Here is a 25,315-nt window from a genome sequence, read left to right as displayed (position 1 = left end):
TGTTGCTCTATCCCGCTTAAGCTCAGGCTTTCAGCTTTTTTGTCCTGTACTTAGGCCGCTTGTTGGTGTCTAAGACAAAAACAAAATTTGACATTGAATCTCCGTTAAACGGGTAATGTTTTCCTCGCCAATGTTTTCAGGGCTTGTTAGGCTAACGGCACTGCCTTACCCCTTCTAGGGCTGTTTAACCGTTAGCGGCAGGGCGATAAACTGGAAAGCATTTGTCGGTGCCATGACCCTAAAAACGTAGCCCCCAAAGGGCTTAGGCTGGTCAGCTACCTGAAGCTGGAGGCATGAAGCCCCCGTGCTTCAGCCGGGGGTGCTGACGACAAACGACTCCGAACCGATGGAACGATTATCAAATTATTGCTGTTGTTGCAGATAGCGAACCGCTTCCCGAGCTTGTTGCGCCGCCTCGTTGCGTCCCTGGCGATCGAACAACTGCGCCGCCTGTTGCAAATCATCGATGGCGCGATCGAACTGTCCGAGAGAGGCGTAGGCCAAACCGCGATTGCCAAAGGCTTCCGGGGTTTCACCATCGATGTCGAGAACCCGCTCGAAATCCTCGATGGCCGCTTGAGGGTCTGACTGTTGCAACCATAGCATCCCCCGATTGAGATAGACCGGAATTCGCAACCGCGACTGTTCCGCAGGAATGGCACTGAGGGCGTTTTCGTATCCCGCCAACGCCTCGTCCACCTGTCCGATTTCCCCTAAAGTCAGAGCGCGGTTATAGTGGGCTTCAATATAATCGGGATCGAGTGCGATGGCGCGATCGTAATTGTCCAACGCCGCTTCGATTTCTCCCAAAGCCGCGTCGATATTGCCGCGATTGAGATAGGGAATCGGATTGTCCGGTTCGAGTTCGATGGCGCGATCGAAATCCGCCAACGCCTCTTCCAAATCCGAGGCTTGCGTCGCTCCCGTCACGTAAACGTTACCGCGATTGATATAGGCATCGACGTAATCCGGACGCAGGGCGATCGCTTCCGTATAATCTTCGATCGCCCCCTCGAGTTCTCCGAGAACTTCTCGCGATCGCGCCCGGTTAAAATAGGCTTCGGGCAAATCCGAAGCGCGATCGATCAATTCCGAAAACGTCTCCACCGCCGCCGCATAATCTTCCGCCTCGAACTGACTCACCCCTTCACGAAACAGTCCGTCTGCTTCCGGCGAAAGCGTTTCAATGGTTTCCGTTTCCACGCCGACGGCCACAGCAGGAACCCCAAACGCTCCCAAAACCATCAACGCCAGCGTTGCCAAACCCTTTTGAAACGTTCTTTGAAGCGTTCTTTTCATATCCTTTGAAATCTCAATCCTATCTGCAAACCATTGCGCGGCGGGACGCCCCCCCACTCAACCTGACAGCAACAGCCCAACCCGTCCCCCTCGTCCTATCCACCTTAACGCAGTCTGCCCGAACACTGTCCGCCAAACAGAACATCCCCAAAAAACCCCTATCGACAGGGTTCTCGATATCATGACTCTGGACTGTTGCTGTTATCCGTTCGGCATTCCGGGCGGTTCGAGACGTGAACGACGCGCGAAAACAAATTTGGATTCTCATCATCGGGCGATTTATTTCCCAAATCGGAACCGGATTTACCCTGTTCTACGCCTCCATTTTCTTCGTCAACCAAGTCGGACTGTCCGCCACCGCCGTCGGTATCGGATTAGGAAGTGCCTCCGTTTCCGGCGTCGCCGGCCGCATCCTCAGCGGTTCCCTGTGCGACTCTCCCAACTGGGGACGAAAACGAACCCTGCTCCTCTCGGCGATTTTATCGGCGGCCGGTTCCTTCGTCCTGGCCGGAACCCAAGACTTCGCCACTCTCGTCGCGGGAAACCTCCTCAACGGAATCGGAATCGGCTTGTACTGGCCCGCCTCCGAAACCGTCGTCGCCGACCTCACCACCCCCGACAAACGCCGGGAAACCTACGCCCTCAACCGTCTCGCCGACAGCTTGGGGCTAGAATTCGGCATTATTTTAGGGGGCGCCTGGGTAGAAATGACGGGCAACTATCGCCTGTTGTTCGTCGTTGACGGACTTTCTTATTTGCTGTTTATGGTGGTTTTGGCGCTGGCCATCGTCGAAACCGGACAGCATCTCGAACGTTCGGAAAACCCCTTCGAGAACTGGGCGGTAGCCTTGCGCGATCGAACCCTTCTCGTCTACGTCGCCGTCAACATCCTCTTTACCACCTACATTTCCCAATCCCACACCGCCTTACCCGTCTACCTGACAAACTTCGTTCCCGTCGAAGACGGAAGCGGGTTTTCCCCCAAAATCATCAGCGGCTTGTTTACCTGGCACGTGGCGGTTTCCGTATTGTTACAGCTTCCAGTAGCCAAACTCCTCAACCGATTCAACCACGCCCGAGCCTTGATGGTGTCGGCGGTGATTTGGGCCTTGAGTTTCGTGGGGGTTTGGGCGACGGGAAACGCCGACGCCGGACCCATCCGAGGCGTGATTCAACCCATCGCCGACACCCTAGAAGCCCCGCTGCAAGCCCTCGACAGTAGCGTGAATTTCGGCTCTCCCTTAGTGGTGGCGGTAATTGCATTGGGGGTGATGGCCATTGCCACAGTCTCTTATACCCCTTCCGCCTCGGCGTTGGTGGCAGAACTGGCACCGGACAAACTGCGGGGCGTGTACCTCTCGATTAACTCCCTCTGTTGGGCAGTCGGTTACGCTGTCGGACCGCCGTTGGGGGGATTTGCGCTCGATCGCACCGAAGCCTTCGCCGACGGTTTCTGGCTGGCGTTAGCCGCCAGTATCGTTGTGGTTTTGGGCGTGTTACAACAGCTCGAGCGATTGCTGGTCAAACCCCCCCATTAAAAATCAATCCCGATGGCGTACTTGTGCCATTCGGGATGAGTACCACTTTTCAAATATTTGCGAACTTCAAAATACAAACTGCTGTGCGGTCGTCGCGGCGGGTGTTTCAGCAACATTTTCGCCTCTTGGGGCGTGCGATTGCCCTTTTTGACGTTACAGCGCACGCAAGCCGTCACCAAATTTTCCCAAGTATCGCCACCGCCGCGAGAGCGGGGAATCACGTGATCGAGGGTTAACTCATCTCCCGTGTAGTTACAATATTGACAAGTGTGTGCGTCTCGATAAAAGATGTTTCGACGAGTTAAGGGAATCTCTTTATAAGGAACTCGCACGTAGTAACGCAGTCGAATGACCGTAGGGAGGGGAAACTCCGGATAAACAAACTTGCCGTTATGTTCGAGTTGTTCCGCTTTCCCTTTGAGAACCAACACGATCGCCCGTTGCCAATTGGTGACGTTCAGTGGCTCGTAAGAGGCGTTCAAAACGAGAACCTTACCCATTGATGTGTCGATGGTGTCGAATTCCTTTACCAAAGGGTAGCATATTCGCTTCGAGATGGCTCGAAGTCGCCCCCTGGGTCGATCGTCGCGATCGCACCGTATTCTATCTAACTCGATTTGTCAGACTGGGTTGAGTAAACCTTGCATCTACCGCCGCCGAACTTGGGGTGAATTTCAGGTGAATTTCGCCAGAAGTCAATCTCGCCGTAAACTTGAGAGGGTCATGGTGACGGGTAGTCAGCAAGAAGCAGATCGCCAACATACGGAAACGCTCCTCGAGAGAGTCGCTCGCGATTTCCAACAGTCCACACGCGCCAGTCAAGGAAACTGTCAAGCGGTGGCCGCTCGTATTGTCGAAGAAGTCGAACGAACCTGTACGCAAAGCGAACGCATCCAGGCATCCGGTGAAGTGGCCGCCTGGGCTGAAAAACTCGCTCGCCATCGGGTGCAGCAATGTTTGCGGTACTACCGTCTCGGGTCTCGCGGCGGACGAGTCGAACTCCACAGCACTCTCAGCGCCATCGTCTACCGATATATTACGCCGCCGTCGGTACAGTCGAGTTATTACGGACGGTTGCAACTCATTGAAGATTTCTTACAGGGATTTTACGTTGAATCCCTCAACGCTTTGCGGCGGGAATTGGGACTCGATGCCACCTATTCCCCCCGGACGTTGTTGGAACTGTCCGAATACATGGCGTTTAGCGAACGCTACGCCAAACGGCGAATTACCTTAAAACGGGGTCGCAGCCAACAACTGGTGATTTTGAGGGCGCAAACCTTCGCCCAGCAACAACCGCCAGAGTTCGCCGTCGATCTCGATCGCGCCGGGGAAGGAAAACCCAACGATACCGATTCCACCTGGAGCGATTCCTCCACCAATCAAGTCCGCGATCGCATGGTGGACATGACCCCCGATCCCACCGATGACTTACTGCGATCGCGAGTCATCGACGAACTGATCGCCTATCTCGAAGCTAACAATCAAAGCCAGTGCGCCGACTATTTCGTCTTACGTTTACAAGACCTTCCCACCCACGAAATCGAAGCCCTTCTCGGTCTGACGCCGCGACAGCGAGATTATCTCCAGCAACGGTTTAAATATCACTTAATTCGCTTTGCATTATCCCATCGTTGGGAATTAGTTCACGAATGGCTCGACGCCGATCTCGATCGAGACCTGGGAATGACCCCGAGTCAGTGGCAATTTTTCCTGAATCGCTGTAGTCCCGAAGAAGTAGAATTACTGCAACGCAAGCGTCGCGGCCAGTCCGAAGAAGATATCGCACAACATCTCGGACGCACGCCCAACCAAATCCGACGACGTTGGTTTCAACTGCTCAAACTCGCTTGGGAAATTCGCAACGAACGAGTGTCCGGAGGAGACGAACCCACCGATGAATAATGATACGAATTACCCCAACAGGGACGAAGAGACGGTCGAAGATCGTTTCTTTGCGTGGCTTCTACGAGATCCGACGGACGATATGGCATCGCCCCCCGGAGACGACGAGGCAAATCTCGACACGACCCATCTCGACGTTCCGGATACCCTCGGGCTGGATGCCGAAGCCCGACTGGACTATCAATCGATCGCTATAGGAGACGAACCAACCGTGCAAGACCGCTTTCAAGCGCTACTCAAGCGCCGATTCCAAAACCAACTCCAAGATAACTTACCGCTCTTTCCCTGGGAGACGGAAGTGTTGGAGTACGATACAGATCCCGTTGACGAGCGAACTGGGGTAAGAGTTCCCAGCCTCTTGTGGTTGAAACAACTACAAACGATCGAACTTCCCGTTACCCTTCCTGAAGAGGTGTTATCGGAACTGCTGGCTCGCTGTCAGCAACTCGTGGGGTCTTCGTTGCGCCAGGGCGAGCGGCTCATGGCTGCTGTGGAAAGCCTGTTTCCCGAGCGCGAAGAGGAACTCAACCTCTGGACGGAACGCCTGTTAATTTGGTCTGCCAGTCGCGGCGGCGACAAACTGCTCGAATCCTCCGACGCCGCCGACAACTTCCCGCCGTCTTACGACGCGGCTACGCCCACTCAACAAATGTTGCTGTCGCTGTTAGCAGCAAAAGAAATCGTCGAAACCCTGTCGCTGCACGTTTCGCCGGACGCTCCGGAACGACGCCAATGGCTCACCAGCCGGGGTTGGCTGACGGTGGAAGCGGACTACCGCAACGACAGCGATCGTCCGAGGCTTACCGCCCTCTGTCAGCTTCCTGAAGGCGGCCGGGTGCAACTGTGCGGCGACGCCAAACTCGCCACGGCTCAACGTTCGGACCCGGGAGATCTCTGTGTCGAACTCCCCGACGTGCGACTCGACGGCACTTATACGTTAGAAGTCCGTCTCGATTCTTCGGAACAGTCGCCTCTGGTGTTCGCCATTTGCCCCGGCGTCTAGAACAGCGAACCTTAAACGGCGAACCGTTAACGGTTTGCGGGTTGTCACGACATCCAAGGGTACGTGACGCGGCCAGAAAACCTGGGTACAGTCCGGTTAATGGAGTTACGACCGCGTCGCGCACTGCCCTGTCTGTTATTGATTATCAATTATCGCCGCAGCCATCCGTTCAGGGTAAAGCGACTGTCCTCGAACTGTTTTGAGGGACAGCGAACTGGTCTGACTTCGTGCTGACAGCGACTGTCGAAGAAGATAATGCTGTTGTTTTGCGGTTCGACGGGGGTGAAGCGATCGCCCTCGACGACTTTTCCCAAGGTGGAATCGGTTTCGTACATCCGCAATTCGCCGCCCGAGTAAGCTTTGGGAGGGCAGTGGAAATAGTAAACGTAGGTGAGTTCTCGGGTGGCAGTTTCCGGAGAGCCAGAATCGTTGTGAACTTTGTAATAACAGCCGTCGTTGTGGGCGGTTAGCTGCATTTCCAGTTCGGTGACGTTGAACGGAACGCGATCGAGTCGATCGCAAACTTCGGGCAAGACTTGCAGGATGCGCCGTTTGAGAAGTTGGTAAAACTCGCAGTAAAAGGTGGCGTAAAGTACCAAAGACCGGCGGTAGTCTGTGGCTTGGTTAGTCGTACTGGACGAGATGAAGTTCTCGCGGTTGGTTAAGGCGATTTCGAGGGCTTGTTGGTTCTCCTCGGGAGAGAGGAAGTTCTCGAGGAGAACGTAGCCATCGAGGGGGTGGGTTTTAGGGTTAGGACGATTAACGTTCTCTTTAACTTGGCAGGAGGGCGCGATCGCCTCGGTCTCTGCCAACGAGCTTTCGCGTCCGGTTTGTTGGTGAAGCGCGATAACTTGCAGGGCAATCTCTGCGCGATCGCCCACGGACAGGGTCGTATCGTCTAAAATTTCGTCGAGCGTGCGCACAGACTTCGAGACGAGTCGCTGCCAAGCTTCTTGGAAGTTATTTGCCAACAAGGTTTGTGGGGGAGATTGCAAAACGAATGGTTGTTGTGGCGCCTTGGGGGGCGATCGCTCGCTTCTGTTTTCCCTCGAAAGAGCGTGGAATTCGTCCAGAATGCAAAGTTCGAGAAGCGAGCGCCCGCGATCGCGCCATTGCCCGAGTCAGAGTCAAAATCGATACTCTTAACGGTACAATGCCTCAATGTTTTCATAAAAAAACCGTCGTTCTGTCGGGTCTCGAACTTTTCAGTTTAGAAAATGCCGAAAACAGTAGATGCAGACCCTTCAGACAGTACGGCGATTAGCTGAGTTGACGGCGGCGAGAGTATTTGAACGCTGCGCCCACTGCCATCAAGCCCAAGATAGCCGACGGTTCGGGAACTTCTTTCGGTGGCGGTGTCGGCGTGGGGGTGGGAATCGGTGTCGGAACCGTGGTGTACATTTTCGTACTACCGTTGCGACTGGCACCGACGCTTTGCATCCGAACACCAACGCCTCGATTGGCGAAGTTTTCGATCGAAAGCGCTTGCTGAGCGTGTCTGACGATAAACGACGTTCCTTGGAAGTCGTCTTTTCCCCCTTTGGTACCTTGCTGCCCGATTTCGAGGGCGAAGTTGAAACCATCAGAAGGAGCCGTCGCGTCGGGATAGTTGGCATCGACGCCACCGTTGAGAGAGGCTTTATCTGCTTTTAGCAGATCTCCCGCCGAACTTCTGTAGATGTCGCTACTCTTCAAGTTATAGAAGTTGTTGTCGTCGAGATCGGCGAACGGATTGCTGTTTGCCGTGAAGTTTAAGCCGTCTACGAGAGTATAATCGTCGATATCGAAGAAAATACCGCGCAAATCGGCTATATTTACGGATTCATCCACCATAAAGTCGAATTGAACGCCACCGTCGTCGAGATCGCTGAGATCGATATCAACTTTAGCGTCGCTCCCCGTAAACGGAGTGATTGAAAAGTTTAAAGAACCTGCCCTAGCCGGGGTTGCCGCAAGGAGGACGACCGGTGATAGGGCGGCGCTGAGTATGAGTGTTAAATATCGCTGCATTGCCTTCCTAACCCTAAACAGGAAATACCTCTTCTATTTTTAATGTAAGCACAATTTTTCAAGGGAACTGAAAACTTTCTGTAAAGTTTCGGACAAGCTATGTGAATTTTTTGTATGCTAGAGCCTTTTTGAGATTCGATCGAGAGAGCTGTAACCCTTTATAACTCAAGAATCATGCAATTCTTCTCGAGTTTCGATCGGGTCTTTTTTTTCCGAGATTTCAACGATTTTTTGAAGTGAAATTACGTAATTCTTAGGTGTTTTCTAGTTTTTGTCTGCGTATTTTTGCGGATATTAACTGCCCAAAGAATGGCAATTCAAGGCTGTAGGGTAAAGGGCCTCGGTGGTCGTACCCTTGAGGTGGGTCAGCGCTCTCGGCGCTCCCGTGAACTCGCTGACTGAAAAATATGTCACAGTGAAAAGGAGACCCCCTGTCGCCTGCATATCTCTAGGATAGTTGAAATGTCTGAATCTCGGAGTTGGAGAGTCACTGACATCGTGCGGTTACGGCCCCTGTGGGAGCATCTACGATCGATCCCCCGTCCAGTTCCCGAAGACTCCATCGCCCTGCGAGTTCTCGTTCAAGGGATGGTCATCGTGGGCATCGTCGCCACCGATGTCGCCGCAGACACCCAAATGAGCCTGTGGGCAATACCGTTGAGTCTCTTAGGGGCAACCTGGAGTTGGTATAGACGGCGCCACCGCAATACATTAAGCAAATTTATCCTCGCCATTGCCTTGCTCGTGGCATTAGTGGCGTTTTTGAGCAATCTCGTCACAACGCTCAACGATACTCGTCTGATCTTAGCGGAACTCCTCATTCAAGTTCAAGTTTTACACAGCTTCGACCTGCCCCGACGTAAAGACTTGGGCTATTCGATGGTGATCGGCTTGATTTTACTGGGGGTTGCCGGAACCATCAGCCAAACCATGGCCTTCGGGCCGTTTTTAATTCTATTTCTGTCCTTTGCCGTACCCGCCCTGATTTTCGACTATCGATCGCGCCTGGGGCTGACCCGTCAAGGCGAAAAACGCTCTCCTCGACAATCCAAAAAGGGTTTCGGTCAATCTTTTCCCTGGAAAGCCAGCCTGATTTCGATCGCGGCGGTATTGGGGTTAGGCCTAATCCTGTTCGCCCTCATGCCCCGGGTCCCCGGCTACCAACTTCGCAGCTTTCCCGTCAGTGCCACCATTGACTTTCAAGGGCGGTTCGAGGGACGGAACATCGTCACTCCCGACGGCGGTGTGGGAAGCGAAGACGCCGACACCGACGGCATGGGCAACGCCACCGAAGGGGCCGGCGAACTGGACGATACTTATTATTACGGCTTTAGCAACCGCATCAACCAAAACCTTCGAGGCACCATGACGCCGAAAGTGGTCATGCGAGTTCGATCGCAAGCCCCCGGATTCTGGCGCGTCACCGCCTTCGACGAATACACCGGCCAGGGATGGCGCATTTCCCGCAACGACGACGTTCGCCAAGTCGAGCGTTCCCCCTGGACGTTTCGATTTACCTTGCCGTTTATCGAAGTTCGCCGTAACACCCAAGAAGTCATCCAAACCTACAGTATCGTCTCCGACTTACCCGGTTTGATTCCCGCCCTCGACCAACCGCAATTTATCTACTTTCCCACCGAAGAAATTGCCGTGGGACCCGAAGGATCGCTTCGATCGCCGGTGTTCCTCGCCGACGGCTTGACCTATACCGTCATTTCCCAAGTCTCCCAACGCGATCGAACCCTCCTCGGACAAGCCCCCACCGACTATCCCGAACGTATTGAAGCCAACTATTTCCAAGTACCCGACGACCTGCGCGATCGACTGCAGGCGTTTACCGAAAACATCCTCGCCGACGCCCCCAACCCCCTCACCAACCCCTACGAAAAATCCCTCTATCTCGCCCAATACCTCAAACAAAACTACCGCATCCCGCAAAATCCCTTCGGATTGCCCTACCTCGAAGAAGGAGAAGACCTAGTAACGAACTTCCTATTTCGCTGCGAAACCGCCGTAGATCCCGAACTCTGTTCCCCTGGGGGCTATCCCGACCACTTCTCCACCGTCTTAACCGTCCTCTTGAGATCGATCGGCATTCCCGCCCGTTTAACCACAGGATTCGCCCCCGGAGAGTTCAACCCCTTTACCGGACTCTACGAAGTCAAAAACACCCACGCCTTCGCCCTGACGGAAGTCTACTTTCCCCGGTACGGTTGGTTCGCTTTCGACCCCATCCCCGGCCACGATGTCGTCCCTCCCTCGGTCTCTGAATACCAAGCCTTCGGCGTATTGCGTCAGTTTTGGGATTGGGTGGCCGGCTGGTTACCCTCTCCCGTCACTGGATTTATCGGCGGCCTGTTCCAACTCATTGGAAAGGCCATCGAATGGGTGTTGCGGCTGTTCCTCAAAGGCTGGTTCGGCATTCTCTCGGGGTTGCTCCTCTTCGCCTGTTTTGGCTTCCTGGGATGGTTGAGTTGGCAAGGATGGCGCGAATGGACTTACCGCCGCCGCCTTTCCAAACTTCCCGAAATCGAGCGGTTGTATCGGCAAATGTTGCGAACCCTCAACGATCGCGGACTTGGCAAACATCCCGCCCAAACCCCGATAGAGTTTGTCGGTGTCGTGCGCGATCGCGCTCCCCTCGACCTCGCCGATACCATCGACGCCATCGTTAACGCTTACGTTCGCTGGCGTTACGGCGGAGAAGTCGCCGACGTAAAATCCCTACGCCAACGCTGGAAAACTCATCAAACATGGCGTCCGAAACGGAAAAAAACAACTGATAATTGATAGGGAACAGGGAACGGGGAACAGTTCCTCTGCGATCGCAGCGATCGCACCATCTCCGGAAACTCCGTCTTGACGGCATGACTCGATCGCGACAAAATCGCCCTGTAGAGAGTTGAGGAATCGATCGTGGCAGCGTTTGAAATCGAAACCCAGTGGGTCAAAGTGGCTAACGGGGAGTTAGAAATCGATGCCTATTTGGCGCAACCGAAAGGAGACGGAACCTTTCCCGGGATTGTGGTATTTCAGGAAGTCTTCGGCGTCAACGCCCATATTCGCGACGTAACGGAACGCATTGCCAGAGAGGGATATGTGGTGTTGGCGCCGGCGTTGTACCAACGCTTTGAACCGGGGTTTGAAGTGGGCTACGGCGAGGAGGATTTGAAAAAAGGACGGGAGTATAAGGTGCAAACGAAGGCGTCGGAGTTGTTGAGCGATACTCAAGCGTCTTTGGACTATCTCAAGGGTTTGTCGAACACCACTGATAAATTCGGTAATATTGGGTTTTGCTTTGGGGGTCACGTGGCCTATTTGACGGCGACGCTGGAGGATTTCGAGGCGGTGGCGTCGTTTTATGGGGCGGGAATTGCGACGATGTGTCCGGGGGAAGAGAACGGCGCCACGATCGATCGGACGAAGGAGATTTCGGGGACGGTGTACGCCTTTTTCGGCACTGAAGATCCGTTAATTCCCCTTGAGGAGGTCGATCGCATTGAAGCGGCGTTAACCGAAGAGGGGGTTTCCCACCAAATTTTCCGATACGAGGGGGCGACTCACGGCTTTTTCTGTAATCGGCGAGACAGCTATAACGAAGAGGCCGCGAGTCAGGCGTGGGAGGAGGTGTTGCAGCTCTATCACACCCACTTAAAAGGATAGGCGATCGCGCTGAGCCAGCGTCCCCGGAGGCGCTTGACTTTTGAACGCCGAGTTTCAAACGCCGAGCCTCAAGTGACGGTAAAAAGCTCAACAAAAAGCTGGTGACAAGATTTGAACTTGCGACCGGCTGATTACAAATCAGCTGCTCTACCACTGAGCTACACCAGCACGTTATTTAATATAACAAACTTCGACTCAGATGCGATCGTCTTGGGGAACCCAAATCGCCCTGAGTGCATGGCACGGCGAACTGAATCGAGTACAATTGGAGTGCGTTCTACCCGCAGCGTCGAGACGTTCGGCCGTTTTCCCAACTCAAGTCATTCATGCGTGCGAGTTGGGAAATTTTGGAGCGGTTTTGCGCCCGAGCCGGGGAACTACCCCACCTGTTCGAGATATCGATCGACATCTTCGAGGGTGCGCGTCAGTTCGACCTCGGTACTCACTCGGAGGCGTTCGTCGCGCAAAGTTAACAAAATTTTGGCCGAAAACGGCGTCGGCCAGATATTGGGATTGCAAAACACCTCGAGGAAAACCTCACCGGTATACTGATACTCGATCGGTTTTTGCGGTGTCGGGCGTTGGGAACCTCCAGCCGGACGAGCGGCGACGGCTTTTAACCGTTCCGCAAGCTGCACGAGAGTGACTTTCAACTCGCGAGCCGCTTCCGGTGTGAAGTTAAAGGACACAGACCCTTCGGTGAAGTTCAGAGTCAGTTGGGAACTAGACATAGCGCGATCGCCTCTGGAACGATGTGCTATATCATGTTACCTACGATTGGGTCGCTCGCTAGGCTCCTGTCTCTGAATTGATGTGTCGATCGATGGCGATCGAACCGTCCGGGCGGAGGAGAGCGATAGCGGTTTCAGGTGAGTTGTGCGGCAAGCGAAATTTCGTCCGATAATAGACTCGAGTGGGCTATTCCGACCGCCTTCGGCAGTCTCGCTCGCTCCATCGACCCAGTTTCCCGAGCGTCTCGCGCACTCAATTTCACCTAAATTTTAGAACGAAAGTGTGGTCATGGCCCCTGCCAAAATTCTGGTCGTCGATGACGACATCGCAGTTCGGAATTTAATCCACCGCTTCTTAAGCAAGCAAGATGACTACGTCGTCGAATCGGCCGAGGATGGTAAAACAGCCCTCGCTCTATTCGAGCAACTCAACCCGAACTTAGTAATCTTAGATGTAAACTTACCCGACACGACCGGGTATCAACTCTGTCAAGAAATGCAGGGTCGCACGGGGGTATTTATCATGATGCTCACGAGTCGGAACGACGAAGAAGATGTAGTCAGAGGGTTTGAAAAGGGAGCGGACGACTATCTTACAAAACCTTTCAGTCTCGCGGAATTAGGCGCCCGCGTCGCCGCCGTGTTGAAACGACAGCGAACTATCACCCCCGCTCAACAACAGGGAATCGTCCTCGGTGACTTACTCATCGACCCGGGAAGTCGGGAAGTCACCCTCAATAACGAACCTGTTCCGCTAACGGCGTTGGAATTCGATTTACTCCATTTCCTGGCCAGCCATCCCGGTCGCGTGTGGCGTCGCTCGGAGTTGTTACAAGAAGTGTGGGATTACGATTATGTGGGCGACCAACGGGTTGTAGACGTTCATATCGGCCAAATTCGCCGCAAAATCGAAGGAAACTCCAACAAACCTTCTATGATTCAAACGGTGCGCGGTGTGGGCTATAAATTCGAGGCGCCTTCGTCCTCGGCCAGTTGATTTGAGAGTTTATTTGAGGGGAGTTCGCCTCTCGTCGAACCTTTGATAGGGACGTTGTCTGCAACGTCCCTATCCTGTTTTCGATTGATTTTTGGGTATTTTTGAGGGGAAAGAACGAGGGGAAGAAACCCGGTTAATTTCAAGGCTTCCGGCATTTTTCGGTCGGCTTCTATCGCCCTGTTGTTGGTAACTTTTAACCCCAAAATCGACATCATCAGGATGTCGATTTTGGGGGGATTTTTGAGTTGAAGATGTACCCAAAGGTACTCAAAAACCGAAAATAATATCGAAACAAACTGCCGCTTTCAAGGGTTATTTAATCCAAGATTTTATCGAGGTAAATTGGCTAAATCCAACCGGAAAATAGCGAATTTACCCCGAAAACCCTATTCCATCTCAAACAGAACTTTGGAATAAAGTTTCCAAATAAACCCGTGCGGCACGGCGGTAATTTTGAGACGCTTCAGGAGTACTGCTATCTCCATTTTGCAGGAGAAACAGAGACAGCGCGGCGGAAAATACCCGATCTTGATCCCAGTCGGGATGGCTGTCCAGGTAACTCTTGAGCGATTGATGTAAGTCTTCGGGAATTTCTGCCAGTATGCTGACGCTTGTATTCATAGCTGCCTCCTAAGCTGGGGGATTACAGGGAACCGCGAACAGGAAACCGCGAGCAGTGAAGGGACGGTCGAAAGAACCGATTTAACACTCCGATCGCTGAAAACGAGCGACTTGATAACTGCCGATCGATCGCGCTGGTGAGGGGTCGCTGTAAAAGGGTCTGGTTTTATGACCCGTCGCATTATTGTGATCTGAGAAGGGGTGGGGTTGTCAATGTTGCAAAATATTAAAAACGCCGCAACCAAGCCTTTGGATTTACGAAATAATGCGGGTTTCAAGGCTGTTTTTGTTACATTGCTTTACAAAAAAACGCCGAATCTGAGAGCGGAAGGAGAGCGGCGGAGAAATCCCCAACAATTCCACCGAGTCCCGGTCTATCGTCGTCGCCTGTGGAAAACTTGCTCCAAGCTGTGGAAAACAGGAGAAGAACCTGTGGAAAGTCTGTGGAATCTGTGGGGAAAATCCCCAGGAATGATAAGAATTGCAAAGGGCTGCAAAACTTGAAAATTGCCGTAATATGACAGATGCAGCCAACACCGATCGTTTATGGTTCGCTTTCCCTGGCGTCGTCCGCCACAGCCCGATCCCAATCCTTCAGAGTCCCCCAGCGGTCTAGGTACCTTCGGCGGCGTCTTCACCCCCTCAATCCTCACGATTTTGGGGGTCATTATGTATCTGCGGTTTGGCTGGGTGGTGGCCAACGTCGGTTGGGGCGGAAGTCTGGCCATCGTCACCCTTTCCACCTCTATTACGTTTTTAACCGGCTTGTCGATTTCGGCGATCGCCACCGATCGCGTGGTGCGTGTCGGCGGTGCCTACTACATGATCAGTCGCTCCCTGGGCATCGAAACCGGTGGCGCGGTGGGCATTCCCCTCTACTTCGCCCAAGCCCTCTCGGTGGCGCTCTACACCTTGGGTTTTGCCGAAAGTCTCAGCAACAGCTTTCCCGCCCTCAGCAACACCCAAACCCTCGTCGCCCTCATCACCACCATCGCCGTGGCCGCCCTTGCCGTTAAATCGGCGAACCTGGCCATCCGCGCTCAATACTTCATCATGGCAGCCATCGTCCTGTCGCTGCTGTCCTTTGCCTTCGGCCATCCCATCACCGCCGAAAGCGATATCGGTGCGTGGAACGTTTCCGGGCGCGTCGGCGAGCCGTTCTGGGTGGTGTTTGCAGTGTTCTTCCCCGCCGTAACGGGGATTATGTCCGGTGTGAATATGTCTGGGGACTTGCGCGATCCCTCGAAATCGATTCCCATCGGTACGCTTTCGGCTATTGGCGTCGGCTACTTGATTTATATGGTGCTGCCGGTCTTTTTAGCCACCCGCGCCGATTTTACGGCGCTGACGGAAAACCCCCTGGTCATGCGCGATATCGCCCTTTGGGGCGATGCGATTTTATTGGGGGTTTGGGGAGCGACTCTTTCGAGTGCGTTGGGTAGTATCCTGGGAGCGCCTCGGGTGTTGCAAGCGCTGGCGCGAGATGGGGTTTTGCCGCGATCGCTCCGCTGGTTGGGACAGGGCCACGGCCCCGACGACGAGCCGCGCTACGGTACCTTCGTCACGTTGGGTGTGGCGGTGGCGGCGGTTTGCGTGGGGGATTTGAATCTCATCGCCCCGGTGTTGACCATGTTTTTCCTCTCGACGTACATGGTTTTGAACGTGGCGGCGGCGGTGGAAGGATTTTTGCAAAGTCCCTCGTTCCGTCCGACGTTTCGGGTGCCTTGGTTTTTGTCTCTGGTGGGCGCTCTGGGCTGTTTGTCCGTGATGGTTCTCATCAATGCTGTGGCCGCTGTGGTGGCGGCGATTTTGGTGGCGGGGATTTATGTTTGGCTGGAACGGCGGGAACTGCAATCGGCTTGGGGGGACGTGCGCCGGGGCTTGTGGGTGGAACTGGCGCGGTTGGCGATTCTCAATTTGGGGGATACGCCGGATACGAAAAACTGGCGGCCGAATATTTTGGTGCTTTCGGGGGCGCCGATGCGCCGCTGGCCGCTCATCGAGTTGGCGGCTGCGTTTACTCACAACCGAGGTTTGATTACGGTGGCGAGTGTTTTACCGAGTGGTTCTCGGGATTTGGCGCAGCAAGCGTCCCTCGAAAGCAAGATTCGGGAATACGTGGCGAAACGGGGGGTGCAAGCGTTGGTTCGCATTGTGACGGCTCCCGATCCGTTTGTGGGGGCGGAACGGTTGGTGGAGGCTTACGGTTTGGGGCCTTTGGTGCCGAATACGGTGTTGTTGGGGGATAGCGAACGGGAAGATTTGCGGCGGGATTATTGTAAGTCGATCGCTACGTTGCATCGATCGCGCCGCAGCGTGATCGTTTTTCGGGAAAATCCGGAGTTGGGGTTCCGCAACCGCCGCCGTATTGATGTGTGGTGGGGCGGGTTGCAGTCGAACGGTGGGTTGATGCTGTTGTTGGCGTATCTGCTCCGCACGAGCGATCGATGGCGCGGTGCGACGATTTATCTGAAGTTGGTGGTCCCCAACGAAACGGCGGCGCAGGCGGCTCGCGCTAATTTGGAGAATTTGGCGCAACAACTTCGTATGGGGGCGCTGTCTCAGGTGTTGGTCTCCGACGGACGACCGTTTCCGGAGATTTTACGGGAGTCGTCTCGGGCGGCGGATTTGGTCTGTTTGGGGATGGCTCAACCTCGGGAAGGGCAAGATTTCAGCGAGTATTACAGCCGCTTGCAGGGGATGGCGTCGGGACTTCCGACGACGCTCTTTGTGCTGGCGGCGTCGGATTTTGCCTTTGAGGAAGTGTTGCAGGGGAAAGAGTAGCGATTTTGGGGTCTTTGCACCGCTGAGACACAGAGGATACAGAGGGGTTCGATGCTGTGCTTTTGCCAAGGGTCTTGGAACGAGAATCGCCGCCCCTCGGATGTTTTTTTGACAAAAATACCAAAATATGATAATGAGGGAAGGTACGCAAGGCGAAGTTGGGCGGGTTTTCCCACGTTCGCGAAGCGTCTCGGAACGAGAATCGCCTGTCGTGAAATATTGGATATACCATGACGGATCGGGCTTACAGCGTGTTGTTGTCCGAGGACGATGGAGGGTTGGCGGAGGCGTTACGCGGTCTGTTGCCATCGATCCCCCACGTCCGTTACGAGCTGGTGTGGCATCCCGGCGAAAACCCGGCCACCGCAACCCCGTCAGATATATATCTGGTTAAAGAAGACCGTCTAGGGGAACTGTCTCCGTTGCAGCAACGGAAAGCGATCGCCCTCGTGGACAGGGTAGAGGCGGGACTGGCGGCGTTAGAGGCGGGGGCGGGGGATTATTGGCTGCGCGATCGCCTGGATTTGGGGAGTTTGGAAAAAAGCCTGCGCTTGCTGCGATCGCGCGATCGCAACCACCTCTACGAAACGATTTTCGGCGATTTGGCCGAAACTGTCCTCGTCACCGACAACGAGGGAAACTTGCTGTGGGTTTGTCCCAACGTGGCGCGAATTTTCGGATATACCGCCGAGGAAGTGATGTCGATGAAAACCGTAGGGGGTTTGCTGCCGAAAAATTTGTTCGATTTCGAGGATTTGGCCAAAAACGGCGAACTCTGCCATCTCGGATGCAGCATTTTCGATCGCAGCGGCGTCAAACACTGGTTAATCGTTCAGGTCAAACAACTCGAGGGCGATCGCCTCTCCTATATTTGTCGAGACATTACCGAACAGCAAAAAGCTCAGCAGGAAATTGACGCCTTACACCAGAATTTAGAACGGCGAGTTCGACACCGCACCGCCCAACTCCAACGACTCAACAACACGCTCACCCGAGAAATCCGCCACCGCAAGCAGATGGAAGCGGCTCGGCTCGAGAGCGAAGCCAAATTTCGCGGGATCGTAGAATGTGCTGGGGTCGGCATCGGACAAACGAATTTTGAAGGACGCTGGATTTTTGTCAATCGCAAACTCGCGGATTTCCTGGGTTACGCTCCCGCCGAGTTACAACAGACCACCTGGCAGGCGTTAACCCATCCTGACGATCTTGCGGCGGATCTTCAATGGGTCCGACAACTGTACGCAGGTCAGATCGATCGCTACAGCCTGGAAAAACGATTTCTACGCCGCGACGGAACCGTGGTTTGGGCGCAAATTTTCATGACCTTATTACGGGACGCGGCGGGCAATCCCGCCTCGTACATCGGCGTTTTTGAAGACATCAACGATCGCAAACAAGTCGAAGCCGCTCTCCAAGAACGAGAACGGGAATTTCGCACCTTAGCCGAAAACTTTCCCGACGTCATTTCCCGGTTCGATCGCCAACTGCGTCACGTCTACGTCAGTCCCACCATCGAACGGCTCACCGGACTGCCCGTCGAAACCTTTATCGGCAAAACCAATCGGGAACTGAAGATGCCCGAATCTCTCGTAACGCAATGGGAGCAGTCGATCGAAACAGTATTTGAAACCCAACAGACTCAGGAAATCGAATTTGCCTGGCCGTCCCCCGATCGCGTTCGATTTTTTCAATCCCGACTGGTTCCCGAATACGACGAAGACGGTTCCGTGCGCTTCGTGATGTCCGTAACGACTGACATCAGCGATCGCAAACAGGCCGAAGCCGCCATCGAACAACTGGCCGAACGTCTCATCGCCGTCATCAACACTGTGGACGAAGGCATTACCCTCAGCGATCGCCAGGGAAGCTTCGTGATTTTCAACCCGCCCATGCAGGAGATGACCGGGTACAGCCTCGAAGAAGCCAATCGCTGCCAAAACTTCTTAAAACTGCTCTATCCCGAACCCCAAGCTTTTCAAGAAGCCGAAGCCCACCTCGATCTCGTCGTCCAAAACGGTCAGTCTCGCAACCGAGAAACCCAAATTCGCGCCAAAGACGGAACCCGTAAAACGCTCCTAGTCTCCACCACCGTCATGCAGTTCGACGATCGCGAGTGGTTTCTGAGTGCCTACCGGGACATCAGCGATCGCAAAGCCACCACCGAAGCCCTCGAACGGGAGCGCAACCGCCTGGCCGAAGCCCAAAAACTCGCCCACGTGGGAAGTTGGGAGTACGACTTCCTCACGCGCGAGCTGTCTTGGTCCGAAGAAACCTTTCGGATTTTCGGCTTCGATCCCCAGCGACATCGGGAACCGACGTTAGACGAACACCTTCAACAGTTTCAGGAGGCCCATCTCGACCGTTGGAGAGCTGAAATTCACCGAGGACTCCACGAACGCCGTTCCTTCGACTTGGAAATCTCAGTGTGGCGTCCTGACGGCAACCTGCGCCACATTTACGTCAAAGGCCATCCCATTTACGCCGACGATGGCGAACCGATGCGCCTGTTTGGAACCGTTCTCGATATTACCGATCGCAAGCGGTACGAAGAAAAACTCGAAGAAAGCAAACGTTTCGTCGAACGCATCGCCGACGCTTCCCCCCAACTGCTGTACATTTTCGATCTCGAAGGGCGACGCTGTACCTACGTCAACCAACAAAGTCTGTCCGTGCTGGGATACGCTCCCGAAGTCGTTCTCGAACGGGGATACGACCTTCTGCGAAACTGTGTTCGGGGGGAAGATTTACCTGCCTTAACTCCCCTGTGCGATCGCCTACAGCACCTCCAAGAAGGAGAAGTTTTGGAATGGACCTTTCAAATCCAACATCGCGACGGAGGCGATCGCTGGCTGCGTTCCCGCAATGTCGCCTACAGTCACGACGACAGCGGCGTAACGCGAGCCATTCTAGGAACTGCCACCGACATCACCGAACACCAACAGGCACAATTGGAACTTCGCCGCAGCGAAGCTCGCCTACAAACCATTATTAACAGTACTTCCGACAGCATCGTCATCGTCGATCGCCAAGGTATCGTGCAGTTTGCCAACCCCTCGGCTGCCCGACTGTTTGGCCGGCCCCTCTCCCGACTCGTCGGCTTGGAGTTCGGACAACCCATCGTTGTCGGAAGTGCCAGCGAACTGCACGTGATTCGGCCGGGGGGCAACTTGGGCATCGCAGAAATGAACGTCGCCGAAACCCACTGGGACGGCGAGGCCGTGTACGTGGTTTCGTTGCGGGACATCACCGAACGGCGACAGGCCGAAGAAGCCCTGCGGGACAGCGAAACGAAATTCCGGCAGATGGCGGAGAACATTCAAGATGTCTTTTGGTTGTTTGCCCCGCAAACCGGGGAACTGCTCTATGTCAGTCCCGCCTACGAAAGTATCTGGCAGCGATCGCTCGAAGAGCTGTACGCAATGCCTCAATCCTGGCTGGATACGGTGTATCCCGAGGATCTCGATCGCGTTCGCCTGTCCCTCGCTCTCGAGTCACAAGGTCAGTGCGGCCGCTGTGAGTATCGTATCGTCCGACCGAACGGCGAGTTGCGCTGGATTGCCTCGCGCACCTTTCCCATTTACAACGAACGGGGGGAAGTGGTACGAACGGCGGGGGTTGCCGAAGACGTGACCGATCGCAAGCGCACGGAAGCGGAATTGGAAGGCTATCGCACGCAACTCGAAGCGTTAGTGGCACAGCGAACGGCACAACTGCAAGCGGCCAACCATCGTTTACAAGAGGAAGTGGCGCAACGGCGACAGGCGCAAGCGAGACTTCATTTTCAGGCGCGACTGTTGGATGTGGTAGAACATGCTGTCATCGCCACGGATTTGTCGGGGGCGATCGTCTATTGGAACCGTTTCGCCGAGCGGCTTTACGGATGGTCTTTGGAAGAGGTCAAGGGATGCAATCCCAACGACATCATCTCTACTTCGGACTCTCGCGATCGCGGACAGGAATTGATGGAACGGTTGAATCGCGGGGAAAGTTGGTCGGGAGAGTTTATGGTCAAACGCCGCAACGGACGAGAGTTTCCGGCCCTCGTCACTACTTCGCCCATTTTCAACGAAGATGGGAAATTGGTGGGAGTGGTGGGGGTGTCGATCGATATCAGCGAACGCAAACAAGCTGAGGAAGCCCTGAAGCAGACCAACGCCGAACTTGGCATCGTTGTCGAACAACAAACGCGGGATTTAGCTGAAGCGATCGAGCAGTTACAGGGGGAACTGGTCAAACGCAAACAGGCCGAAACGGCGTTTCGATCGCAAGTGGAACGAGAACGCTTGCTGGCGCAAGTGCAAGAACGTATTCGCCAGTCCCTCGATCTCGACGAAATTTTAGAGACGACAGTGGCGGAAGTGCAACAGTTGCTCGATGCCGACCGCGTGACGGTATATCGCCATGTGGGAAACGGAGGTTTCGAGGTGGTTCACGAATCCCGACAAAGGAACGTTTCTTCGGTGTTAGGGCAAACGATCGAAGTGGCCGAAGACGGCTTTACCCCACTGATGCAAGACGGTCGTTGCTGTAATAATCTGTTCGTTCCCGTGTTCGCCGTCTCCGATCCTCACTGTCGCCCCGCCACCGAAGCCGTTTGGGGTATCCTCTGCGTCCAGCAATGTCGCCGAACGGCCGCCATCGAACCCACCCCCTTTCGCCCTTGGAGCCATGCGGATCGGGAGTTGCTGCAACAAGTGGGCGATCGCTTGAGTATTGCCCTGTATCAAGGCCAACTCCTCGAGAACGAAGTGCGCTACGCCCGAGAACTGGCGCGATCGAATCGGGAATTGGAACAGTTTGCCTATATTGCGTCTCACGACTTACAGGAACCCCTGCGAGCGGTGATGGGATTCGCCGAACTCCTCGAAGCCGAATATCGCGATCGCCTCGACGGAGAGGCCTTAGAATATCTCGATTTCATCATCGACGGCGCCCGGCGAATGCAGCAGCTCGTTCGCGATTTACTGGCCTTCTCGCGGGTGGGAACTCGAGGCAAAGCCTTCGCCCTCACAGATTGCAACCTCGTTTTCGATCGCGTTTTATCTAACTTACACGCCGCCATCGCCGACAGCCAAGCTGACATCGAACGCGACGACCTCCCCAGGATCTGGGCTGATGAATCTCAGATGGTACAGTTGTTTCAAAATCTCATCGGTAATGCCATCAAATTTCGCGGCGATCGCACTCCACAGATTCGCGTTACGGTAAGATTACTGTCGGATAGCTGGGAATTTTGTGTGCGCGATAACGGTATCGGGATCGAGCCGAAATTCTTCGATCGCGTGTTTGAAGTCTTTCAACGCTTACACACGCGACGTCAATATCCTGGCACGGGAATCGGACTCGCCATTTGTAAAAAAATCGTCGAACGACATGGGGGAGAAATATGGCTCGAGTCCTCTTTGGGAGAAGGTTCTGCATTTTTCTTTACCTGGCGGTGCAACCCCGTAACCCCTAATCGCGTAGGGGAAAGTGCGACGAAGGATGGTTTTTATCCGTCCCCACCCGATCGATTGTCATAAAGCTTTTGAATGGTTTTTGGAATTTTTTGTGAAGTTTTCGTGAATCTTTTTTAAATCTTTTGTTAATGTTAGAGCGAGAGCTTGAATCGGAGTCGCACAACCCAATCCACGTGTTAGTCGTCGAAGACTCTCCCGGGGATGCAAGATTAATTGAAATGGCATTCGATCGCGGTCGCATTCACCCTCACGTCCATATCGTCGAAGACGGTATCGAAGCCTTAGCCTTTGTCAGGCAAGAGGGAATTTACACTGGCTGTCCTCGCCCTCACTTAATTCTGCTCGACTTAAATCTTCCCCGAAAATCCGGGTTAGAAGTTTTATCGGAAATCAAACGCGATCCCCACTTAAAAGTCGTTCCCACTATCGTCTTAACCACCTCAGACGACGAGCTGGAAGTTTTGCGTTGTTATGAAAACCACGCCAACTGCTATTTGGTAAAACCTGCCAGCTTCCAACAATTTTGCCACGCGATCGCCTGTATCGAATCCCTATGGCTCGATGCCGCCACACTCCCGAATTAGAGGGGGAGAAGGGGAGAAGGGGAGAGGGGGAGATGGAGGCGGTGCGTGACGGTTCCCCGGTCGGAAGTCGATCTCGCGGCGCGATCGCGGGTATAGTAAACTGGGGATTTGTTCGGTTTACCCTTCCCTTGAGAGTCGAGTAGAGGTTCGTGCATGGCATCCATCCGTGAGTTGCACCAACAATTGGTGGAAAAAGAACGTTCTGCCGTCGAACTGGCGACAGAAACCCTAGAACGTATCGAAGCGTTGGAACCGCAACTTCACAGCTTTCTCCACATCACCGCCGACCTAGCCCTAGAACAGGCGCGGCGGGTCGATGCCAAACTGGCCGCCGGAGAAGCGATCGAACTCCTCGAAGGCATTCCCATCGCCATCAAAGACAATCTTTGCACCCGCGGCCTTCCCACCACCTGCGCCTCGCGCATTCTCGAAAATTACGTACCTCCCTACAACGCCACCGTCATCGACAAACTGCACGCCGCAGGCGCCGTCATCGTCGGCAAAACAAACCTCGACGAGTTTGCTATGGGCAGTTCCACCGAAAACTCTGCCTTCGGTCACACCGCCAACCCCTGGGATACGACGCGGGTTCCGGGCGGTTCCTCGGGCGGTTCGGCCGCCGCTGTCGCCGCCCGGGAATGCGTGGTCTCTCTCGGTTCCGATACGGGGGGATCGATTCGCCAACCGGCCTCCTTCTGCGGCGTCGTCGGTCTGAAACCCACTTACGGCTTAGTCTCTCGTTATGGATTGGTGGCGTATGCCTCCTCTCTCGACCAAATCGGCCCCTTCGGACGCACCGTTGACGATACGGCGTTGCTTCTCGAAGCGATCGCTGGATACGACCCCAAAGATTCCACCAGTCTCAAAACCGAAGTTCCCAGCTATTCCAAGTTCATTCAACCGAACCTAAAATCGAAAGGACGGCTTCGCGTCGGCGTCATTCAAGAAACCTTCGGGAAAGGTCTCGACCCAGAAGTTGAAACTGCTGTAAAATCTGCCGTCGAAACTCTGCAAGAGTTGGGGGCAGAAGTCCAAGTCGTCTCTTGTCCCACCTTCCGCTACGGCTTGCCCACCTACTACATCCTCGCCCCCTCAGAAGCCTCGTCGAACTTGGCGCGATACGACGGCGTGAAATACGGAATGCGCGTAGACGACGCCGAAGACCTGGTAGAAATGTACTCGAAAACCCGCGCCCGGGGTTTCGGTCCAGAGGTGAAACGCCGCATCGTCATCGGCACCTACGCCCTCTCGGCCGGATATTACGACGCTTATTATTTAAAAGCGCAAAAAGTTCGCACCTTGATTTGTCAGGACTTCCAAAAAGCTTTCGCCCAAGTGGACGTTTTGGTGACGCCCACGGCACCCACCACGGCGTTTAAAGCCGGAGAAAAAACTGACGATCCCTTAAGTATGTATCTGTCGGATTTGATGACGATTCCGGTGAACTTGGCAGGACTCCCAGCGGTGAGTATGCCGTGCGGTTTCGACAGTCAAGGATTGCCGATTGGCGTTCAACTCATCGGTAACATTTTGCAAGAAGCCCGCTTGCTGGAAGTGGCCAACGCTTACGAAAAGGCTACGGACTGGACTCAACGCCATCCGAAGATTTAATCCTGAATTGATAGGTTCAGAACTGGATTTTTCGAGACGGTCGGAACGCGGCAGAAAACGTCCCGATTTTTTTCGGGTTGTTGGAGTTTCCTTTGGTGGTAGTATTATCGATCTGCGAAATCGATCTGCTCAATTTGCGACTCTTGTGAGGGGAAGACACCGGACATGGCGGGAAGTGAAGTTAAAGCTGACCTTTGGATTTCTGAATACATTACGCCTTGGGACGTTTACTTACATGGGGCGACGCGCTTACTCACGTTCCAAAAAACGCAATTTCAGGAAATGTATATCGTTGAAACCGGGGCTTACGGAAAAGCCCTGGTTCTCGATGGAAAATGGCAATCTTGCACGGGAGACGAGTTTCTGTACCACGAACCGCTCGTCCATCCGGCTTGCATCGGTCACGGCGCACCCCGCAACGTCTTGATTCTCGGCGGCGGCGAAGGGGCGACGTTGCGGGAAGTGTTGCGGTGGAAAACGGTCGAACGGGCGGTGATGGTGGACATTGACGGGGACGTGGTAGAAGCCTGTCGCCAACATCTACCGGAAATGCACCAAAATGCCTTTGACGACCCCCGTAGCGAACTGGTCATCGGCGATGCGTTGAAGTATCTCGACGATACGACCCTCGAATGGGACGTGGTGATTTCCGATTTGTCCGACCCGATTGAAGAAGGGCCGTCGTTCGAGTTGTTTACGAAGGAGTATTTCGAGCAGATTCGCGGCGTGTTGTCGCCTCGGGGTCATTTTGTGGTACAGGCGGGGCCGGTGGCGCCTGCGGAGTTGCAACTTCACGCCCGCATCGTCAATACCCTGAAAGCGGTGTTTCCTCACGTGCAGTCTTACAGTTCTTACGTTCCGACCTACGCGGCACCTTGGGGCTTTGCGCTGGCTTCGACTCAGGAACTTTCGACGCGCCCCGACCCCGATGCGATCGATCGCGTTCTGGCGGAGAAGACAACGGGCGGTTTGCGGATGTTTGACGGAACGACGCTTTTGGGAATGAGCAATCTTCCCCGTCACCTCCGCGAGGCCATTACTCGGGAAACGGAAGTCTACACGAAAGCCCATCCGCCGAGGTTTTTTGGGAAAGGGGTCGTGAAGCAGTGA

The 25,315-nt window shown here is 54.4% G+C and carries 19 protein-coding genes and 1 tRNA gene; 12 read left to right on the top strand and 8 right to left on the bottom strand.

Annotation, left to right across the window (positions count from 1 at the left end; all coding sequences use genetic code 11):
• Positions 1-363 precede the first annotated feature (363 nt).
• Positions 364-1,299, bottom strand: a complete 936-nt coding sequence (locus ACP5D4_RS08270; RefSeq protein WP_428011154.1) for a tetratricopeptide repeat protein — start codon at positions 1,297-1,299, stop codon at positions 364-366.
• A 233-nt stretch (positions 1,300-1,532) separates the two neighbouring features.
• Here ACP5D4_RS08270 and ACP5D4_RS08265 point away from each other — a divergent pair, with 233 nt between their 5' ends.
• Positions 1,533-2,837, top strand: coding sequence for an MDR family MFS transporter (locus tag ACP5D4_RS08265; protein WP_428011153.1), 1,305 nt, complete (start codon positions 1,533-1,535; stop codon positions 2,835-2,837).
• On the opposite strand, the gene ACP5D4_RS08260 is transcribed toward ACP5D4_RS08265, so the two are convergent.
• Positions 2,834-3,337 (bottom strand): HNH endonuclease, encoded by a 504-nt coding sequence (locus tag ACP5D4_RS08260; protein WP_428011152.1) that lies wholly within the window; start codon positions 3,335-3,337, stop codon positions 2,834-2,836. The genes ACP5D4_RS08265 and ACP5D4_RS08260 overlap by 4 nt on opposite strands.
• A 223-nt stretch (positions 3,338-3,560) precedes the next feature.
• On the opposite strand from ACP5D4_RS08260, the gene hetZ reads away from it, so the two are divergent.
• Together hetZ and ACP5D4_RS08250 are read left to right on the top strand one after the other, a co-directional pair.
• Positions 3,561-4,742 carry a heterocyst differentiation protein HetZ gene (gene hetZ / locus ACP5D4_RS08255; RefSeq protein WP_428011156.1) on the top strand — a complete coding sequence of 394 codons (1,182 nt, stop codon included), beginning with the start codon at positions 3,561-3,563 and terminating at the stop codon, positions 4,740-4,742.
• On the top strand, positions 4,735-5,745 hold the full coding sequence (locus tag ACP5D4_RS08250) for a hypothetical protein (RefSeq protein WP_428011151.1): 1,011 nt from the start codon (positions 4,735-4,737) through the stop codon (positions 5,743-5,745). The genes hetZ and ACP5D4_RS08250 overlap by 8 nt, the downstream gene beginning before the upstream one ends.
• A gap of 149 nt (positions 5,746-5,894) precedes the next feature.
• On the opposite strand, the gene ACP5D4_RS08245 is transcribed toward ACP5D4_RS08250, so the two are convergent.
• Together ACP5D4_RS08245 and ACP5D4_RS08240 are read right to left on the bottom strand one after the other, a co-directional pair.
• The gene (locus tag ACP5D4_RS08245) at positions 5,895-6,740 is read right to left on the bottom strand and encodes a 2OG-Fe(II) oxygenase (RefSeq protein WP_428011150.1); all 846 of its coding nucleotides are present in this window, start codon (positions 6,738-6,740) and stop codon (positions 5,895-5,897) included.
• Between the two features lie 265 nt (positions 6,741-7,005).
• Positions 7,006-7,755, bottom strand: a complete 750-nt coding sequence (locus ACP5D4_RS08240; protein ID WP_428011149.1) for a PEP-CTERM sorting domain-containing protein — start codon at positions 7,753-7,755, stop codon at positions 7,006-7,008.
• Positions 7,756-8,253: 498 nt separating this feature from the next.
• On the opposite strand from ACP5D4_RS08240, the gene ACP5D4_RS08235 reads away from it, so the two are divergent.
• Together ACP5D4_RS08235 and ACP5D4_RS08230 are read left to right on the top strand one after the other, a co-directional pair.
• A complete protein-coding gene (locus ACP5D4_RS08235) occupies positions 8,254-10,545 on the top strand; it encodes a transglutaminase TgpA family protein (protein ID WP_428011148.1) in 2,292 nt (763 codons plus the stop codon).
• 126 nt (positions 10,546-10,671) lie between these two features.
• Positions 10,672-11,418 (top strand): dienelactone hydrolase family protein, encoded by a 747-nt coding sequence (locus tag ACP5D4_RS08230; protein WP_428011147.1) that lies wholly within the window; start codon positions 10,672-10,674, stop codon positions 11,416-11,418.
• 96 nt (positions 11,419-11,514) lie between these two features.
• Here the strand turns inward: ACP5D4_RS08230 and ACP5D4_RS08225 are convergent.
• Together ACP5D4_RS08225 and ACP5D4_RS08220 are read right to left on the bottom strand one after the other, a co-directional pair.
• Positions 11,515-11,586 (bottom strand) — tRNA-Thr (locus ACP5D4_RS08225).
• Positions 11,587-11,795: 209 nt separating this feature from the next.
• Positions 11,796-12,149 (bottom strand): hypothetical protein, encoded by a 354-nt coding sequence (locus ACP5D4_RS08220; protein ID WP_428011146.1) that lies wholly within the window; start codon positions 12,147-12,149, stop codon positions 11,796-11,798.
• A 289-nt stretch (positions 12,150-12,438) separates the two neighbouring features.
• Between ACP5D4_RS08220 and ACP5D4_RS08215 the strand changes: the two genes are divergently transcribed.
• Positions 12,439-13,146, top strand: coding sequence for a response regulator (locus ACP5D4_RS08215; RefSeq protein WP_428011145.1), 708 nt, complete (start codon positions 12,439-12,441; stop codon positions 13,144-13,146).
• 396 nt (positions 13,147-13,542) lie between these two features.
• Here ACP5D4_RS08215 and ACP5D4_RS08210 read toward each other — a convergent pair whose 3' ends face one another.
• Complete coding sequence (locus ACP5D4_RS08210; RefSeq protein WP_428011144.1) at positions 13,543-13,767, bottom strand: DUF2811 domain-containing protein; 225 nt, start codon at positions 13,765-13,767, stop codon at positions 13,543-13,545.
• 213 nt (positions 13,768-13,980) lie between these two features.
• Here ACP5D4_RS08210 and ACP5D4_RS08205 point away from each other — a divergent pair, with 213 nt between their 5' ends.
• The 4 genes from ACP5D4_RS08205 to ACP5D4_RS08190 all read left to right on the top strand — a co-directional run bounded on the left by ACP5D4_RS08205 (position 13,981) and on the right by ACP5D4_RS08190 (position 22,594).
• The gene (locus ACP5D4_RS08205) at positions 13,981-14,271 is read left to right on the top strand and encodes a hypothetical protein (protein ID WP_428011143.1); all 291 of its coding nucleotides are present in this window, start codon (positions 13,981-13,983) and stop codon (positions 14,269-14,271) included.
• 42 nt (positions 14,272-14,313) lie between these two features.
• A complete protein-coding gene (locus ACP5D4_RS08200) occupies positions 14,314-16,551 on the top strand; it encodes a Na-K-Cl cotransporter (protein ID WP_428011142.1) in 2,238 nt (745 codons plus the stop codon).
• A 230-nt stretch (positions 16,552-16,781) separates the two neighbouring features.
• Positions 16,782-22,073 carry a PAS domain S-box protein gene (locus tag ACP5D4_RS08195; RefSeq protein WP_428011141.1) on the top strand — a complete coding sequence of 1,764 codons (5,292 nt, stop codon included), beginning with the start codon at positions 16,782-16,784 and terminating at the stop codon, positions 22,071-22,073.
• A 65-nt stretch (positions 22,074-22,138) separates the two neighbouring features.
• On the top strand, positions 22,139-22,594 hold the full coding sequence (locus ACP5D4_RS08190; RefSeq protein WP_428011140.1) for a response regulator: 456 nt from the start codon (positions 22,139-22,141) through the stop codon (positions 22,592-22,594).
• Here ACP5D4_RS08190 and ACP5D4_RS08185 read toward each other — a convergent pair.
• On the bottom strand, positions 22,591-22,749 hold the full coding sequence (locus ACP5D4_RS08185; RefSeq protein WP_428011139.1) for a hypothetical protein: 159 nt from the start codon (positions 22,747-22,749) through the stop codon (positions 22,591-22,593). The genes ACP5D4_RS08190 and ACP5D4_RS08185 overlap by 4 nt on opposite strands.
• On the opposite strand from ACP5D4_RS08185, the gene gatA reads away from it, so the two are divergent.
• Together gatA and ACP5D4_RS08175 are read left to right on the top strand one after the other, a co-directional pair.
• The gene (gene gatA / locus ACP5D4_RS08180; RefSeq protein ID WP_428011138.1) at positions 22,748-24,205 is read left to right on the top strand and encodes an Asp-tRNA(Asn)/Glu-tRNA(Gln) amidotransferase subunit GatA; all 1,458 of its coding nucleotides are present in this window, start codon (positions 22,748-22,750) and stop codon (positions 24,203-24,205) included. The two genes, ACP5D4_RS08185 and gatA, sit on opposite strands and share 2 nt — an antisense overlap.
• Before the next feature lie 165 nt (positions 24,206-24,370).
• On the top strand, positions 24,371-25,315 hold the full coding sequence (locus ACP5D4_RS08175; protein WP_428011137.1) for a spermidine synthase: 945 nt from the start codon (positions 24,371-24,373) through the stop codon (positions 25,313-25,315).

Source organism: Baaleninema sp., assembly GCF_049974805.1.
Taxonomy (GTDB): Bacteria; Cyanobacteriota; Cyanobacteriia; order Cyanobacteriales; family Geitlerinemataceae; genus Baaleninema.
This window is presented reverse-complemented; position numbering and strand designations above follow the sequence as displayed.